This is a genomic window from Curtobacterium sp. MCBD17_040, assembly GCF_003234805.2.
Taxonomy (GTDB): Bacteria; Actinomycetota; Actinomycetes; order Actinomycetales; family Microbacteriaceae; genus Curtobacterium.
In genome coordinates, this window is sequence record NZ_CP126273.1 from 1,465,565 (window position 1) to 1,479,789 (window position 14,225).

A 14,225-nucleotide genomic window follows, 5' to 3' on the forward strand; every position below is an offset into this window, starting at 1 on the left:
ACCGCATCCGGGCGGATCGCGCAAGCACCCGTTCCGCTCGCGTCGCCGCGCGTGGCCGGGAGGCGGTGCTCCGCTCCGTCAGATCCGGCGCGTCGACGCGCGGACCGCGGCCCGCACGGGGTTCGGCGGCGTCACGGGCGCGTCCGGCGCGGCCCCGGGCAGCCCCGCCAGGAGCTTCTCGATGAGGTACCGGCCCTCACCGGCGAAGTCGACCGTGACGGTGGTCAGTGCGGGGACGAGGTACCGTGCCTCGTCGAGGTCGTCGCCGCCCATGACGCTGAGGTCGGCGGGCACCACGACCCCGTCGGCGGCGGCCGCCGAGAGGAGCCCGATCGCCATGCTGTCGTTGCCCGTCGCGATCGCCGTGACGGAGCGTTCCTCGGCGGTCAACCGTCGCCACGCCGCGTGCCCGGAGCCGGCGGACCAGTCGCCCGCGTGCTGCCAGACGAGTTCGCCGCCGCCCTGCCGGAAGCACCGGGCGAAGCCCTCCGACCGCTCGACCGCGGCGATCCAGTCGACCGGGCCGCTGAGGTAGCCGACGCGCCGGTGCCCGAGCTCGAGCAGGTGCTCGGCGGCGAGGCGGCCGGCTTCCTCGCTGACGGTCGGGCCACCCGGGAACGACTCGATGCGCGAGTCGATGACCACCGGGACGCTCGCGGCGTGGCTCTGGATGCGTTCGAGCATCAGCTCGGTCTGTGCCGTCGCCAGGATCCCCACCACCTGGTGCCCGGTCGCCACGGCCAGGGCCTCGTCGATCGCGTCGCGGTCGAGGTCCGCCGTGATCACCACGTCGAGCACGTACCCGCGCTCCTGCGCCGTCTGCGTCGCCCCGGCGAGCATGCGGGCCGGCCCCGTGTAGTCGATGTGGTGGGCGAGCACCGCGATCCGGTTCGAGCGGCGGGCGCGGAGCAACCGAGCGGCGGAGTTCGGCCGGTACTGCAGCTCGTCGAGCGCCGTCTTGACCTTCGTGCGCGTCTCCGGCCGGATGCCCTCGAAGCCCGACAGGTAGCGGCTCACCGTCTGGTGCGACACGCCCGCGAGCCGTGCGACGTCGTAGATCGTCGGGGCCTTCATCGGGGTGCCGTCTGCCGCATGGGGACAGGGTAATGGCCCGCGTCCGATCCCCGGCGCGCGTCCGAGCGGGCGGGTCACCCGGTCGAGACCGTCGACGACCGTTGCCGTCGAGCTCGCGGGACCGTCACCAGATCACGCGGCGAGCGTGACGGACGGGAGGCGGAGCTCCCGTCCGTCACGTCGTCGCCGGTGACGGCGGGTGCTGGGGCGTCAGGCCGCCGCGGCCCGCCGCGTCGCCAGGGTGCGGCCGTGCTCCCGGGCGCGCTCCTCGGCGGCCGCGCGGAGCTGGTCGGCGAGCTCGGTGAACTGGTCGAGCGCGGGGTTGACGCCGACGAGCGTGAACTCGCGCGTGACGACCTCGAGGTCGAGCTGCCAGACGTCCTCCAGGATGCGGCGCATCCACGCCGTCGCGTGGTCCCAGCCCTCGCGCGGCGTGCCGGCGGCGTAGTTCCCGCCCTGCACGGTCACGAGCACAGCGGGCTTGCCGGCGGTGACCGGGGTCTGGCCGGGCGCCATCCGCGGGTCCGTGATGACGAGGTCCACGTAGGTCTTGAAGTGCTGCGAGACGCCGAAGTTGTACAGCGGGACGGCGAACAGCAGGGCGTCCGCGTCGGCGAGCTCGTCGGTCAGGGTCGCGGCGAGTTCGACCGCGGTGCGCTGCTCGGGGGTGCGTGCGTCCTCCGGTGTCATGGACGCGGCGACAGCACTCGCCCAGCTGTCGGCAGGGATCGGGTCGACGCCCAGGTGACGACGGACGACCTCGGCTGCCGGGTCACCGGCCGTCCACTCCTGCTCGACGATGTCGGCGAGGGCACGACTGGTGGATCCTTCGACTCGGATGCTGGCGTCGAGACGGAACAGGGACATGGGACTCCTCCTGGTCGGCAGCGGGGCACGTCGCCCTCGGTTACTGCACGTAACGGGTGTACCCTGCTGAGGTCGGTCACTGCAAACGACCCTCTGTTACCGCGGAGTGACCGACCCCGTCGCTTCGGCCCCCACGTGCCCGTGCAGGCCGCTCGGATGCAGGCGCCGAGGCCGCCCGACCACACAGCAGGAGGACCACCGTGACCGACACCCGGGACGCCGCACTCGAGCAGGACCGGATCATGCGGTCGCTGCCCACGATGAGCCGGCTCTGCACCGAGCACGACCCGGAGGTGTTCCGGTCCCTCCTCGCCCGGATCGGCGACAAGTGGACGCTCCTCGTCATCGGCGTGCTCGGCGAACGTCCGCACCGGTTCACGGAACTGGCCGACGTCATCCCGAGCATCTCACGGCGCATGCTCACGGTCACGCTCCGGGCGCTCGAGCGCGACGGTCTCGTCCAGCGCGAGGTGTTCGCCGAGGTGCCGCCACGCGTCGTGTACGACCTCACCGCGCTCGGCCGGTCGCTGCAGACGGTCGTGCTGACGCTCGGGGAATGGGTGCGCGAACACCAGGACGTCATCGTCGCGCAGCGCCGGACGTTCGACGAGCGCACCGCCGCCACCGACTGACACCGCGGCGGCAATCTCCGAGGTCACTGGGATGTTCGTCCCGGCCCGTGCCCCCGCCTCGGGGTCGGCCTACCGTCTGGCCTGCACAGCAACCGTGGAACGCAAGGAGCAGGCATGAGCCAGATCATCGAGACCATCGACGTCGACGTCCCCGTCTCCGTCGCTTACAACCAGTGGACCCAGTTCGAGGAGTTCCCGAAGTTCCTCGACGAGGTCGAGTCGATCACGCAGGCGACCCCGACCCTGACCGAGTGGAAGATCAAGGTCGGTCCGGTCGAGCGCACCTTCGAGGCGAACATCACGGAGCAGCACCCCGACGAGCGTGTCGCCTGGAACAGCACCGGCGGCGAGATGGACCACGCGGGCGTCGTGACGTTCCACAAGCTCTCGGACACGACCACGCGCGTCACCGTGCAGCTCGACTGGGAGCCCACCGGTCTCCTCGAGAAGGTCGGCGGCGCGGTCGGCGCCGGCAGCCACGCGGTCAAGAAGGACCTGAAGAACTTCAAGGAGTACATCGAGTCGAAGGGCGCCCCGGACGGCGCCTGGCGCGGCGACGTGCAGGCCTGACGATCCTCCCGCCCGACGCCCGGCCGCAGCAGCGGTCGGGCGTCGCGCGCGTCCGGGTGCCGCTCGCCAGGGAGCTCGTCGCCCGGGTCACCGCCCGAGTGCGGCCAGCTCCGCCCGGTTCGCCGCGCCGGCCTTGCGGAGCAGGTTCGACACGTGGAACTTCACCGTGTTCTCACTGATGCCGAGCTCGCGCGCGATCGACCGGTTGCGAGCGCCGGAAGCCACGAGTCGCAGGACCTCGCGCTCCCGCCGGCTCAGGGCCACGACCGCGTCGAGCGGCTCCGGCTCCGCGGGCGGGTCGAGGGGGAGCACCACGGACAGCTCCGAGCCCCAGCCCGCCGTCGAGGACACCGCGAAGCGACCGTCGAGTGCCGTCACCCGCTCTGCGATGGGGCGGAGTACGTCGTCGTGCTCCGTCAGCGTCCCGGCACCGTCGTCGCGGATGTCGACGAGCAGGTTCCGCCCGTCGCAGTCCCACTGGATCCGCACGCGGTGGGACTCGCCCGCGTCGACGAGCGCGAGCACGGCACTGCGGACGATGGCCCGCGCCGCGTGCGCGACCTCACCCGGGAGCGCCCGACCGGTCGCGGGCGGTTCGACGAACTGCACGGACAGGTCACCGAACCGCACCAGCGGCCGCAGGTCGGTCTGGAGGCGCGCGAAGGCCCCGACGACCGGCTCCAGCACGCGGTTCCGCTGATCGTCCGTCGCCGTGCGGATCGCCACCAGGGCGTTCGCGGCGATCTCGGTCGCGACGGTCCTGGCCGCGCGGTCGTCGAGCCGCTCGGAGCGGAGCACCGCCAGCAAGGACTCGAGCGTCACGCCGTGCTGGTCCGCGAGCTCGGAGAGGTCGCGGCCGGCGCGGGTCGCGGCGGCGCGAGTGGCGACCACGAGCGTGTCGGCACCGGTCTCGGCGTCGGGGTCGGCGTCCTGGTCGGTGACGGGCATGGGCCGACCCTACCCGGACCTGCCGGACCCACTCGTTCGGGTAGGCGTACCCGTGCGCCGGGGGAGTGACCCATCCGGCCCCGGGCGAGGAGCATCGTGGTGATGACGGACACCACCACGCCGGCCCGCGCCCTCCGCGCCATCTCCGACGAACTCCGCGCCGCCGCGGACGCCGTCGTCACGACCGCCGACGCGGACGCCGCTGCCGGCACCGGGCTCGACGCCGTCGCGGCGCTCCTCGACGGCGCCGACCGCGTGTTCGTCCACGGCGCGGGCCGGTCGGGGCTCGCCCTCCGCATGACGGCGATGCGACTCATGCACCTCGGTCGGACGGTCCACGTCGTGGGCGACGTCACGACGCCCGCGATCCGGTCCGGTGACGTCCTGCTCACCGCCAGTGGCTCGGGCACCACCACGGGCATCGTCCGCGCCGCCACCACCGCTCGCGAGGTCGGGGCCCGGGTCGCGGTGATCACCACGGTCGCGGCGTCCCCGCTCGCCGACCTCGCCGACGCCGTCGTCCTGGTGCCGGCTCCCGAGAAGCAGGCGCACGGCAACGGCGCCTCGATCCAGTACGCGGGCGGCCTCTTCGAGCAGGTCGTCGTGCTCGTCGGGGACGCCCTCTTCCACGCGGCGTGGCAGCGCTCCGGGATCCCCGCCGCGGATCTCTGGCCCCGGCACGCCAACCTCGAATGACCCTCCCGCGGACCACCCGCACCCACCCCACCCCACGGACCACCAGAGAAGAGGAACCACCATGCAGCTCCAGGTCGCCATGGACGTGCTAACCACCGAGGACGCGCTCGCGCTCGCCGGCAAGGTCGCCCCGCACGTCGACATCATCGAACTCGGGACGCCGCTCATCAAGAGCGCCGGGCTCGCGGCCATCACCGCGGTGAAGGAGGCGCATCCCGACAAGACGGTGTTCGCCGACCTCAAGACGATGGACGCCGGCGAACTCGAGGCGGACATCGCCTTCCAGGCCGGCGCCGACCTCGTCACCGTCCTCGGTGTCGCGGGTGACAGCACCATCACCGGCGCCGTCGCGGCCGCGACGAAGCACGGCAAGGGGGTCGTCGCCGACCTCATCGGCGTGCCCGACAAGGCCGCACGAGCCAAGGAGGTCGTCGCGCTCGGCGTGAGGTTCGTCGAGATGCACGCCGGCCTCGACGAGCAGGCCGAGCCGGGCTTCACGTTCGACACCCTGCTCGACGACGGCAAGGCCGGAGGCGTGCCGTTCTCGGTCGCGGGCGGCGTCTCCACGGACACGATCGGTGCCGTGCAGGACGCGGGCGCCACCGTCGCGGTCGCCGGCGGGGCGATCTACTCGGCCGACGACCCTGCCGCGGCTGCTGCCGCCCTGCGTGCCGCCATCCACTGAGCGACGCGCGGACCGCGCTCGGAACGGACACGAGGACCCGCCGCCCCATCGGGCGACGGGTCCTCGTGTCGGTTCCCCGGTCGGCAGGCCCGGTCAGCGCGCCGCGCGGGGGCCGTGAACCGCTGGACGGTCAGCCTCGATCAGACGTCGACGTCGCTGCCCATCGTCACGGTGCTGTTCGAGGGGAGGCCGAAGCGTGCGCTCGGGTTGGCGGCGTTCTGCGCGAGCGCCACGAACAGCTTCTTGCGCCAGCGCATCATGCCCCGGCCGTGGCCGGTCCGGAGTGCGCCGCGCGAGACGAAGTACGAGGCGCGCTCCACGGCGTCCGGGTCGAGCGAGAGCACGTCGGCGACGCACGCTCGACGGAGTGCGACCGGGAGGTTCGGCTCGTCGGAGAACCCGAACTTGATCGTCAGGTGCTCGATGCCGTCGTCGGAGTAGCCGAGGTCGTCGAACGTGTAGGCCTTCGACGCAGGCACGTGCGGGACGTTCGCGGTCTGCACCGAGACGATGAGCACGTGGTGGTGGAGCACGTGGTTGTGCTCGAAGTTCGCGCGGAGCGCCAACGGCGTCGTGTCCTTGTTCGGGTGCGGGAACACGGCGATCCCGTCGACCCGCGGGGGGTCCTCGGACCGGACGCGGTCGATGAAGTCCGCGAGCGAGCCCTCCTTCTGGTTCCGCTCGTCCGTCACGAGCTGCCGCCCGCGACGCCAGGTCGTCATGACGGTGATGACGGCGGCGGCGATGAGGAGCGGCACCCACCCGCCGTGGAGGACCTTCGACAGGTTCGCGGCGAGGAACGTCAGCTCGAGACCGCCGAAGACGACCGCGGCCAGGACGATCTGCCAGCGATGCCAGTTGAACAGCGGCCGGGCGACGATGAGCAGGAGCACCGAGTCGACGACGAGCGCGCCGGTCACCGACACCCCGTACGCCGTGGCCAGGCGCTCCGACGACCGGAACGCGAGCATCACGGCGATGACGCCGACGAACAGCAGCGCGTTCACGGCGGGCAGGTAGATCTGGCCGCCCTCGCGCTCGGAGGTCTGCCGGACGGTCAGCGGCGGGAGCAGACCGAGCTGCATCGCCTGACGCGAGAGCGAGAACGCACCGGAGATGACCGCCTGGCTCGCGATGACGGTCGCTGCGGTCGCGAGCACGACCACCGGGATCCGCGCCCAGTCCGGGAACAGCAGGAAGAACGGGTTCTGGCGTGCGGTCGGGTCGCGCAGGATGAGCGAGGCCTGGCCGAGGTAGTTCAGCGTCAGCGCCGGGAACACGACGAAGAACCACGCGCGGCGGATCGGCGGCGCCCCGAAGTGCCCCATGTCCGCGTAGAGCGCCTCGGCACCGGTGATGACGAGGACCACCGCACCCATCGCGACGAAGGTGATGGTCGGGTGGGCGAACACGAAGGCGAACGCGTACGTGGGGGACAGGCCGATGAGCACCGAGGGGTCACGCACGATCATGCCGACGCCCGCGACCGCGAGGACGAGGAACCAGAGCAACATGATCGGCCCGAACAGCGTGCCGACACGGCCGGTGCCGAAGCGCTGCACGGCGAACAGCCCGGCGAGGATCACCCCGGCGATCGGGACGACGAGGTGTGCGACGCCCGGGGCGGCCACCTCGAGTCCCTCGACCGCGGACAGCACGCTCACCGCCGGGGTGATGATGGAGTCGCCGTAGAACAGGGCGACGCCGATGATCCCGATGAGGATGAAGACCCCCACCCGGCCGGAGCGCTTGGCGAACAGCCGACGAGCGAGCGCGGCGAGGGCCATGACGCCGCCTTCGCCGTTGTTGTCGGCACGCATGAGGATCGTCACGTACTTGATCGAGACGACGACCGTCACGCTCCAGAACATGACCGAGATCACGCCGTAGACGTCGTCCGGGGTGGGGCGGACCGCCCCGTTGTCGATCGTGAACACCGTGCGGAGTGCGTAGAGCGGGCTCGTGCCGATGTCGCCGAAGACGACGCCGAGTGCCGTCAGGGCCAACGCGGCGAGACCGCGTCCGCCGTGTCCGCCCGATGTCGTCTCGGTGCTCTCGGTGCTCTCGGGTGCGGACGTGCGGGTGTCTGTCACCGACCGTCGCTCCTGTTCCTGGGTCGTGGGGGGTCCATCGTGGCGACGGACCGCCGCTCATCCTCTCACCGGTCGGGGTGCGCGTCCGCCGCGTACGACGATCGCCCAGCCCGTGTCCGCTGACGGCGGACCGTCGAGCGGTCGTCCCGGGAACGGCGGACGCTCCCGGGGCCGGGAGGCATCGTCGGCTCCGACGCCGAGCCGAGCACGGTGGGCGGTTTCTGGGGAGATCCGTGATGGAGTGTCCGGCGTGAATCTGCTCCAGGCCCTCTTGCTCGGCATCGTCGAGGGCGTGACCGAGTTCCTGCCCGTCTCCAGTACCGGCCACCTGACGATCGTCGAGAAGCTGCTCGGCCTCCGGGTCGCCAGCCAGGGCGTGACCGCCTTCACCGCGGTGATCCAGGTCGGCGCCATCATCGCGGTGATCGTCTACTTCTGGCGGGACATCCTGCGCCTGGTCCGCGCGTGGTTCCGCGGCTTGGCGCATCGCGAGGACCGCGACCACGACTACCGGCTGGCCTGGTACGTCATCATCGCGACGATCCCCATCGGCCTCATCGGGTTCCTCGCGAAGGACCTCATCTCGGGCGGTCTCCGGAACCTGTGGGTCGTCGTCGCCGCGCTCGTGCTGTGGAGCATCGTCATGTGGGTCGCCGAGCGCGTCGGTCGTCAGGACCGCGGCGAGCAGCGCACCACCGTGACCGACGCGGTCGTGATCGGTCTCGTGCAGGTGCTCGCGCTCGTACCGGGCGTGTCGCGGTCCGGGGCCACGATCAGCGCCGGTCTGTTCCGGGGTCTCGACCGCGTCACCGCCACCCGCCTGTCGTTCTTCCTGTCGATCCCCGCGCTCGTCGCTGCCGGCGGCTACGAGGCCGCGACCGAGGCGAGCGCGATCGGCTCCACGGTCGGCTGGGGTGCCACCCTCGTCGCGACCGCCGTCAGCTTCGTCGTCGCCCTCGCCGCGATCGCCTGGTTGCTCCGCCTCGTCGCGCGGCACAGCATCGCGGTGTTCATCTGGTACCGGGTGGCGCTCGCGATCGTCGTCGCGGTGCTGCTGGCGACCGGCGTCATCGCCGCGACCTGATCGCCGCCCCGACCACGGTCCTCCACGGGTTCCGGACGCGACGGCGACGGTGGCCTACCCTGGCGACAACGGCTGGGGGAGGCACCATGCAGGAGCCGCAGTCCGGATGGCGCCCGGTCCTCGACGTGGACGACCCGGAAGCGGCCACCGCCGCGATCCGCCGCTCCATGCCCGCGGCGAGCGTGGAGTCCGACCGGCCGGACTTCCGGTTCCACGCCGAGCAGTACCGGGACGAGCGGCTCGACCTCACGCGGTGGGGGTTCCGCGCGCGCGTCGACGGTGGCCGCAGCACCGAGACGAGCGGGGTGACGCTCGTGGTCCCCGGTGGCGGGGTCTACGAGTGGACCGGGGGTGACGAGCGGGGCGATCAGGACGCACCGTTCGTCATGCGTCACGGCGTCGGCTACCACGGTCGGTCCGAGGACATGCACCTGACGATCGTGCGGCTCGAGCAGACACGGTTCGACGACCTCGCTGCGGCGATCCGTGGGGACGACCCGCGCCCTGTCCGGTTCGCCCAGTCGCTCCCACCGACCCGCGAGGGTGCCGAGCACCTCGCCCGGACCGTCGCGCTGCAGGCCGCGGTCCTCGAGGGCCGGGCGGCGGGGAGCAGCGCGCTGGTGGCGGCCTCGGTCTACCGCCTGCTCGTCGTCGGGCTGCTCGAGTCCGTGCCGACCGAGGGCGCGGACGACCGCGAGCGGACGTGCCGTCGCCGGATGCTCGCCACCGTCGACCGTGCCTGCCGGTACATCGACGACCACGCCGCACTCCCGATCACGGTGGCGGACATCGCCCGGCACGTCGGCACGAGCGAGGCCGGCCTCCGCCGTGCCTTCGGGTTCTGGCGCTCGCGAGCGCCCGAGGCCGAACTCGAGCGCGCGCGACTCGCCGGGGCGCACCGGGACCTCCTCGCCGCCGAGCCGGGTGACGACGGGCTCATCGACACGATCGCGGCGCGCTGGGGACACGCGTCACCGCGACGGTTCGCGACGCGGTACCGTGCCGTGTACACCGTCGGTCCCGAGGACACCCTCAGGGCCGAGTGAGCAGGACACCCTCCTTCCGCGATGCGCAACGTCTTCTTCAGCTCCGGGCGGTCCGTCCGTGTCGACACCGACTCGGCGGACCGTGCCCTCGTCGCGCTCCGGGACGCCTTCGACGTCGAGCGCGTCGAGGTCGCCGACGGGCCGTTCCGGTTCCGGCAGGAGGTCACCGGGCAGGGGCGGTTCGCGGTCGCCCGGGTCCGCGTGCAGGGTCGGCTGGTCATGGAGTCCCAGCCGCTGCCGTTCTGGTCCGTCATCGCGCTCGACGCCGGACGGGTCGAGGTGAGCACCGCCGCCGGCACCCTCGTCCGGTCCGACGCCACGCCGCTCCTGTTCCCCCGCGACGGACGCAAGCGCGTGGTCTGGGAGGACGCCGAGTTCCGCCAGATCGTGCTCCGCGAGGAGGACGCGCGCCGGGAGTTCGACACGATGGGGTTGCCGCCCGGTGCCCTGCGCGTGCACGACGCACCGGACGGCGAGGTCGCCCGACTGCACTGGCAGGCCGTCGCCGACCACGTGCGGCAGGTCACCGCGAGCGGGATGCTCGTCGACAGCCCGATCGTGCGCGCGGCCACGTTCCACGTCCTGGTCGCCGCGTTCGTCGAGGCCTTCGTCGACCGGCAGGCCACTCCCGTGCCGGTCGACCCGGGAGCGGGTTCGCCCATCGGCGTGCGCCGGGCCCTGCAGTTCATCCAGGCCCACGCCGCCGAAGAGCTGTCCGTCGACGAGATCGCGGCCTCAGCCGGGATGAGTCCCCGGGGTCTGCAGGCGGCGTTCCTCCGGCAGCTCGGCCACAGCCCGATGACCGCGCTCCGTCGTGAGCGACTCCGGCGAGCCCACGAGGCACTCCTGCTCGCGCGGGACGGCTCCGGCACGACGGTCGCCGCGGTGGCCGCGCACTGGCGGTTCAGCAACCCCGGCCGGTTCGCCACGCAGTACCTCCGCGAGTACGGGCGGTCGCCCCGCGAGACCCTGCGCGCCGACTGACGACGGCGTGCCCCGGGCGCCCGGGAGACCCGCCGCCGGCCCGTTCGGTCAGCCCGCGATCGCGTCGAGTTCGCGGACGGCGTCCTCCGGCAGGTCGAGCGCCGCGCCCGCCACGTTCTCGCGCAGGTGGGCGACCGAGGACGTACCGGGGATGAGCAGCACGTTCGGTGACCGCTGCAGCAGCCAGGCGAGCGACACGGCCATCGGGGTCGCGTCGAGGCGGTCAGCGACCGAGGCGAGCACGTCGGACTGCAGGGGCGTGAACCCGCCGAGCGGGAAGTAGGGGACGTAGGCCACACGGTGCTCCGCGAGCAGGTCCACGAAGGCGTCGTCCTGTCGATTCGCGATGTTGTAGAAGTTCTGCACCGTGACGACCGGGGCGATCGCTCGGGCCTCGTCGTACTGCTCGCGGCTCACCGTGCTCAGCCCGAGGTGGCGGATGAGCCCCTGCTGCTGCAGGTCGGCCAACGCGGCGAAGCGCTCCCCGATCGATCCCGGCTCGGGGGAGTCGAAGCCCCCGACGCGCAGGTTGACGACGTCGAGGGTGTCGACGCCGAGCCGCTCGAGGTTGTCGTGGACCTGGGTGCGGAGCTGGTCCGGTTCGTTCGCGTGGATCCAGGCACCGTCGTCGCCACGGACGGAGCCGACCTTCGTGACGATGGCCAGCTGCTCCGGGTAGGGATGCAGGGCCTCCCGGATCAGCTCGTTGGTCACGAACGGTCCGTAGAAGTCCGCGGTGTCGATGTGCGTGACGCCGAGCTCGACGACGGTGCGGAGCACCGCGATCGCCTCGTCGTGGTCGCGGGCCGGGCCGAACACGTTCGGACCGGCGAGCTGCATCGCGCCGTACCCGAAGCGGGTGAGTTCGAGGTCGTCGGCCAGGCGGTAGGTGCCGCCGGGGAGTGTGGTGGTCATCATGGGTCCTCTCCGGACGAGGACGTGCCGGCCGGGGCTGGCGCGGTCGTCCCCTCGTCCGTGGACCATGCTGGCCGTGTCGCCCGTCCGGCGGGAACGTCCCTGCGTTCCTGGGGACGGCAGGACCAGGAACGCTGTCCGGGAGGACGACTAGCGTTGCCGGACATGGACGACGGCAACCCGCTCGGCGAGTACCTCCGCGCGCGACGGGAGCAGGTCCGACCCGAGGACGTCGGTCTCACCGTCCGCGGCCTCCGCCGCGTCCCCGGGCTCCGGCGTGAGGAGGTCGCGATGCTCGCCGGCGTCAGCGCCGACTACTACCTGCGGCTCGAACAGGGTCGCGACCGCAACCCGTCGGCCCAGGTGCTCGCGGCGCTGGCCGACGCGCTCCGCCTGGACGCGCCCGCGACCGATCACCTCATGTCGCTCGCGGCGCAGCGCGCACACCGTGCTCCGACCCGTCGCACCGGACCGGACCGGGTCCCCTCCGGGGTCGCGATGCTCCTCGAGTCCCTCGGTATCCCCGCGTTCGTCGAGACCCGGACGTTCGACGTGCTCGCCGCGAACCGGCACGCGTCAGCCCTCGCCCCCGGCTTCCGGCCCGGGCGGAACCGCCTGCTCGACGTGTTCCTCGACCCGGCCGAGCGGGAGCTCTGGTGCGACTGGGACCGCGCGGTCGCCCGCCTCGTCGCCGGGTTCCGCGCCTCCGTGGGAGCGGCGACGGACGATCCCCGGTGCGTCGAGGTCGTCGGGGAGCTGTCGCTCCGCAGTCCGCTGTTCCGCAGCCTGTGGGCGCGCCACGACGTCCGCCCGGTCGAGGGTGCCCCCACCGAACTCGTCCACCCCGAGGTCGGGCCGATGACGCTGCTGCGCGAGAAGCTCGCGCTCACCGGCACGGACGGTCAGGTGCTCGTCCTGTACCACGCGGAGCCGGGGTCGACATCGGAGGCCGCGCTCGCGCTGCTCGGATCGCTCGCCGCGACGACGGCGCCCGCGACGACGACGACCGCCGCTGCGGCCGGGCCCGCCGCAGCGGAGGACCTCACTCGACCATGACCCGGATCGTGCCGAGGCTGCCGTCGGTCGGGTCGGGGAGCACCATGCCCGCCTCGAGCCCGCTCCTGAGGTAGTCGATCACCTCGGCGGTCAGGCGTTCCCCGGGCACGTACGCGGGGACGCCGGGCGGGTACGGGGTCGCCTGCTCGGCGGCGATCCGCCCCGCGGCCTCTTCGGCGGGGACGTTCTCGCACTCGCCGAAGAACGCCCGGCGCGGGGTGACGACGGACTCGAGCAGCAGCTTCGACGGGTCGGGGATCCGCACCTCGGGCGACCGTGGCAGCTCCGACGCCGACGCGGCCAGGGACTCGAGCCCGTGCACGAGCCGGTCGGTCGTGAACGCGTCGTCGGCGACCGAGATGTCGATGCCGAGGTGCCGGTGGTCCGACAGGCCGAGGTCGATGCGGTGGTGCTCGCGGAGCCAGTCGAGTCCCTGGTACCCGGTGATCCCGAGCTCGTGGACGTCGAGGAGCATCCGCATGGGGTCGAGCTGGTGCGACGCCTCGGCGCCGAGGAGCTCGTCACGGAGCACGTGGATCCCGTCGATCGCCTCGATGCGGTCCCGCGTGCGGTCGGCCAGGTCGACGGCGCTCCGGATGAGGCCCGCCCCGTCCCGCACCATGTGCCGACGCCAGCCGTCCATCGCCGCGTAGATGAGCACGTTCGGGCTGGTCGTCATGAGCATGTCCGCGCACGCCCACAGGTGGTCGTGGTCGACGAGGTCGCCCTTGAGGTGGAGCACGGACCCCTGCTCGAACCCGAGACCCATCTTGTGCACGCTCGTCACGCACACGTCCGCGCCGGCGTTCATCGCCCACGTCGGCAGGAGTTCCGAGAACGGCAGGTGCGCACCCCAGGCCTCGTCGACGATGAGCGGCTTGCCGAACTCGTGGCACACGGCGGCGATGCCCTCGATGTCCGCGCAGGTGCCGTACGGCGTCGGGCTCACCACGAGCGCGCCCGCGGCGTCGGGGTGCTCCTGCCACACGGCGCGGTAGTCCTCGGGGGAGGCCGGGTGCGAGATGTGCTGGTCCGTGTCGAACCGCGGCGTCACCCAGTACGGCTGGAGTCCGGAGAACACCAGGCCCGCGGTCACGGACTTGTGCGCGTCCCGCGGCATGATGATCCCGCCGTCGACACCCGCCACGGCGAGCATCGCGGCCTTGACCGACAAGGAGCTGCCGCAGGTCGAGAAGAACACGGTGTCGGCGTGCACCGCCTGGGCCATGAGGGCCTCGGCCGTGGGCAGGTAGCCGTTCGACGAGGTCCGGTCGTCGAGGCCGCCGCTCTCGAGCACGTCGTCGCGGAACGGGTCCTTGCCGAGCACGGCGAGGGTGTCCGCGTCGATCCCGCGGCCCTGCCGGTGCCCGGGCGGCGAGAACCCGTAGCGGTCGCGGCCGTGGTAGTCCCGGAGGGCGTCGAGGAACGGTGCGTCGGCCTGGTCGAGTTCGTCGCTCATGCACCCCGTCTACCGTCCGCCCGCCGACCACGATCCAGGAACCGTCCCGGGCCCTCGCCCGAGGGACGCACCAGCGCGCGTGAGGAACGCACCAGCGCGCGCCCGAGGGACGCACC

The 14,225-nt window shown here is 72.5% G+C and carries 14 protein-coding genes; 8 read left to right on the forward strand and 6 right to left on the reverse strand.

The window, feature by feature from the left end; all coding sequences use genetic code 11:
- Positions 1-78 precede the first annotated feature (78 nt).
- Both DEI94_RS06945 and DEI94_RS06950 read right to left on the reverse strand, forming a co-directional pair.
- Positions 79-1,074 carry a LacI family DNA-binding transcriptional regulator gene (locus DEI94_RS06945; RefSeq protein WP_111008750.1) on the reverse strand — a complete coding sequence of 332 codons (996 nt, stop codon included), beginning with the start codon at positions 1,072-1,074 and terminating at the stop codon, positions 79-81.
- 210 nt (positions 1,075-1,284) lie between these two features.
- Positions 1,285-1,941 carry an FMN-dependent NADH-azoreductase gene (locus DEI94_RS06950; RefSeq protein WP_111012535.1) on the reverse strand — a complete coding sequence of 219 codons (657 nt, stop codon included), beginning with the start codon at positions 1,939-1,941 and terminating at the stop codon, positions 1,285-1,287.
- A 200-nt stretch (positions 1,942-2,141) separates the two neighbouring features.
- On the opposite strand from DEI94_RS06950, the gene DEI94_RS06955 reads away from it, so the two are divergent.
- Both DEI94_RS06955 and DEI94_RS06960 read left to right on the forward strand, forming a co-directional pair.
- Entirely contained in the window at positions 2,142-2,573 is a 432-nt protein-coding gene (locus DEI94_RS06955) for a winged helix-turn-helix transcriptional regulator (protein WP_309146660.1), read from the forward strand.
- A gap of 114 nt (positions 2,574-2,687) precedes the next feature.
- On the forward strand, positions 2,688-3,143 hold the full coding sequence (locus DEI94_RS06960; RefSeq protein WP_111012534.1) for an SRPBCC family protein: 456 nt from the start codon (positions 2,688-2,690) through the stop codon (positions 3,141-3,143).
- Positions 3,144-3,230: 87 nt separating this feature from the next.
- Here the strand turns inward: DEI94_RS06960 and DEI94_RS06965 are convergent, their stop codons facing one another.
- A complete protein-coding gene (locus DEI94_RS06965) occupies positions 3,231-4,091 on the reverse strand; it encodes a helix-turn-helix transcriptional regulator (RefSeq protein WP_111025974.1) in 861 nt (286 codons plus the stop codon).
- A 102-nt stretch (positions 4,092-4,193) separates the two neighbouring features.
- Between DEI94_RS06965 and hxlB the strand changes: the two genes are divergently transcribed.
- Positions 4,194-4,787, forward strand: coding sequence for a 6-phospho-3-hexuloisomerase (hxlB, locus tag DEI94_RS06970; RefSeq protein WP_111012840.1), 594 nt, complete (start codon positions 4,194-4,196; stop codon positions 4,785-4,787).
- A 61-nt stretch (positions 4,788-4,848) separates the two neighbouring features.
- Entirely contained in the window at positions 4,849-5,472 is a 624-nt protein-coding gene (hxlA, locus tag DEI94_RS06975) for a 3-hexulose-6-phosphate synthase (protein ID WP_111025976.1), read from the forward strand.
- 140 nt (positions 5,473-5,612) lie between these two features.
- Here the strand turns inward: hxlA and DEI94_RS06980 are convergent, their stop codons facing one another.
- Complete coding sequence (locus tag DEI94_RS06980) at positions 5,613-7,565, reverse strand: potassium transporter Kup (protein WP_111008756.1); 1,953 nt, start codon at positions 7,563-7,565, stop codon at positions 5,613-5,615.
- 250 nt (positions 7,566-7,815) lie between these two features.
- Here DEI94_RS06980 and DEI94_RS06985 point away from each other — a divergent pair, with 250 nt between their 5' ends.
- The 3 genes from DEI94_RS06985 (at position 7,816) to DEI94_RS06995 (ending at position 10,679) form a co-directional block, all read left to right on the forward strand.
- Positions 7,816-8,649 (forward strand): undecaprenyl-diphosphate phosphatase, encoded by an 834-nt coding sequence (locus tag DEI94_RS06985; RefSeq protein ID WP_111008757.1) that lies wholly within the window; start codon positions 7,816-7,818, stop codon positions 8,647-8,649.
- A gap of 86 nt (positions 8,650-8,735) precedes the next feature.
- Positions 8,736-9,695 (forward strand): helix-turn-helix domain-containing protein, encoded by a 960-nt coding sequence (locus DEI94_RS06990; protein WP_111025978.1) that lies wholly within the window; start codon positions 8,736-8,738, stop codon positions 9,693-9,695.
- 21 nt (positions 9,696-9,716) lie between these two features.
- On the forward strand, positions 9,717-10,679 hold the full coding sequence (locus DEI94_RS06995; protein WP_111012531.1) for a helix-turn-helix domain-containing protein: 963 nt from the start codon (positions 9,717-9,719) through the stop codon (positions 10,677-10,679).
- A 48-nt stretch (positions 10,680-10,727) separates the two neighbouring features.
- Here the strand turns inward: DEI94_RS06995 and DEI94_RS07000 are convergent, their stop codons facing one another.
- Positions 10,728-11,594, reverse strand: coding sequence for an oxidoreductase (locus DEI94_RS07000; RefSeq protein ID WP_220037452.1), 867 nt, complete (start codon positions 11,592-11,594; stop codon positions 10,728-10,730).
- 165 nt (positions 11,595-11,759) lie between these two features.
- On the opposite strand from DEI94_RS07000, the gene DEI94_RS07005 reads away from it, so the two are divergent.
- Positions 11,760-12,650 (forward strand): helix-turn-helix domain-containing protein, encoded by an 891-nt coding sequence (locus DEI94_RS07005; protein ID WP_111025980.1) that lies wholly within the window; start codon positions 11,760-11,762, stop codon positions 12,648-12,650.
- Here the strand turns inward: DEI94_RS07005 and DEI94_RS07010 are convergent.
- Complete coding sequence (locus tag DEI94_RS07010) at positions 12,637-14,109, reverse strand: aminotransferase class I/II-fold pyridoxal phosphate-dependent enzyme (RefSeq protein WP_111025982.1); 1,473 nt, start codon at positions 14,107-14,109, stop codon at positions 12,637-12,639. The genes DEI94_RS07005 and DEI94_RS07010 overlap by 14 nt on opposite strands.
- Between the last annotated feature and the right edge of the window lie 116 nt (positions 14,110-14,225).

Excerpts from the sequence above, each read along its gene's own strand:
- DEI94_RS07010 (WP_111025982.1), bottom strand. The coding sequence starts at position 14,109 with ATGAGCGACGAACTCGACCAGGCCGACGCACCGTTCCTCGACGCCCTC.
- DEI94_RS07000 (WP_220037452.1), bottom strand. The coding sequence starts at position 11,594 with ATGACCACCACACTCCCCGGCGGCACCTACCGCCTGGCCGACGACCTC.
- DEI94_RS06990 (WP_111025978.1), top strand. The coding sequence starts at position 8,736 with ATGCAGGAGCCGCAGTCCGGATGGCGCCCGGTCCTCGACGTGGACGAC.
- DEI94_RS06965 (WP_111025974.1), bottom strand. The coding sequence starts at position 4,091 with ATGCCCGTCACCGACCAGGACGCCGACCCCGACGCCGAGACCGGTGCC.
- DEI94_RS06995 (WP_111012531.1), top strand. The coding sequence starts at position 9,717 with ATGCGCAACGTCTTCTTCAGCTCCGGGCGGTCCGTCCGTGTCGACACC.
- DEI94_RS06950 (WP_111012535.1), bottom strand. The coding sequence starts at position 1,941 with ATGTCCCTGTTCCGTCTCGACGCCAGCATCCGAGTCGAAGGATCCACC.
- DEI94_RS07005 (WP_111025980.1), top strand. The coding sequence starts at position 11,760 with ATGGACGACGGCAACCCGCTCGGCGAGTACCTCCGCGCGCGACGGGAG.
- hxlA (WP_111025976.1), top strand. The coding sequence starts at position 4,849 with ATGCAGCTCCAGGTCGCCATGGACGTGCTAACCACCGAGGACGCGCTC.
- DEI94_RS06960 (WP_111012534.1), top strand. The coding sequence starts at position 2,688 with ATGAGCCAGATCATCGAGACCATCGACGTCGACGTCCCCGTCTCCGTC.
- DEI94_RS06945 (WP_111008750.1), bottom strand. The coding sequence starts at position 1,074 with ATGAAGGCCCCGACGATCTACGACGTCGCACGGCTCGCGGGCGTGTCG.
- hxlB (WP_111012840.1), top strand. The coding sequence starts at position 4,194 with ATGACGGACACCACCACGCCGGCCCGCGCCCTCCGCGCCATCTCCGAC.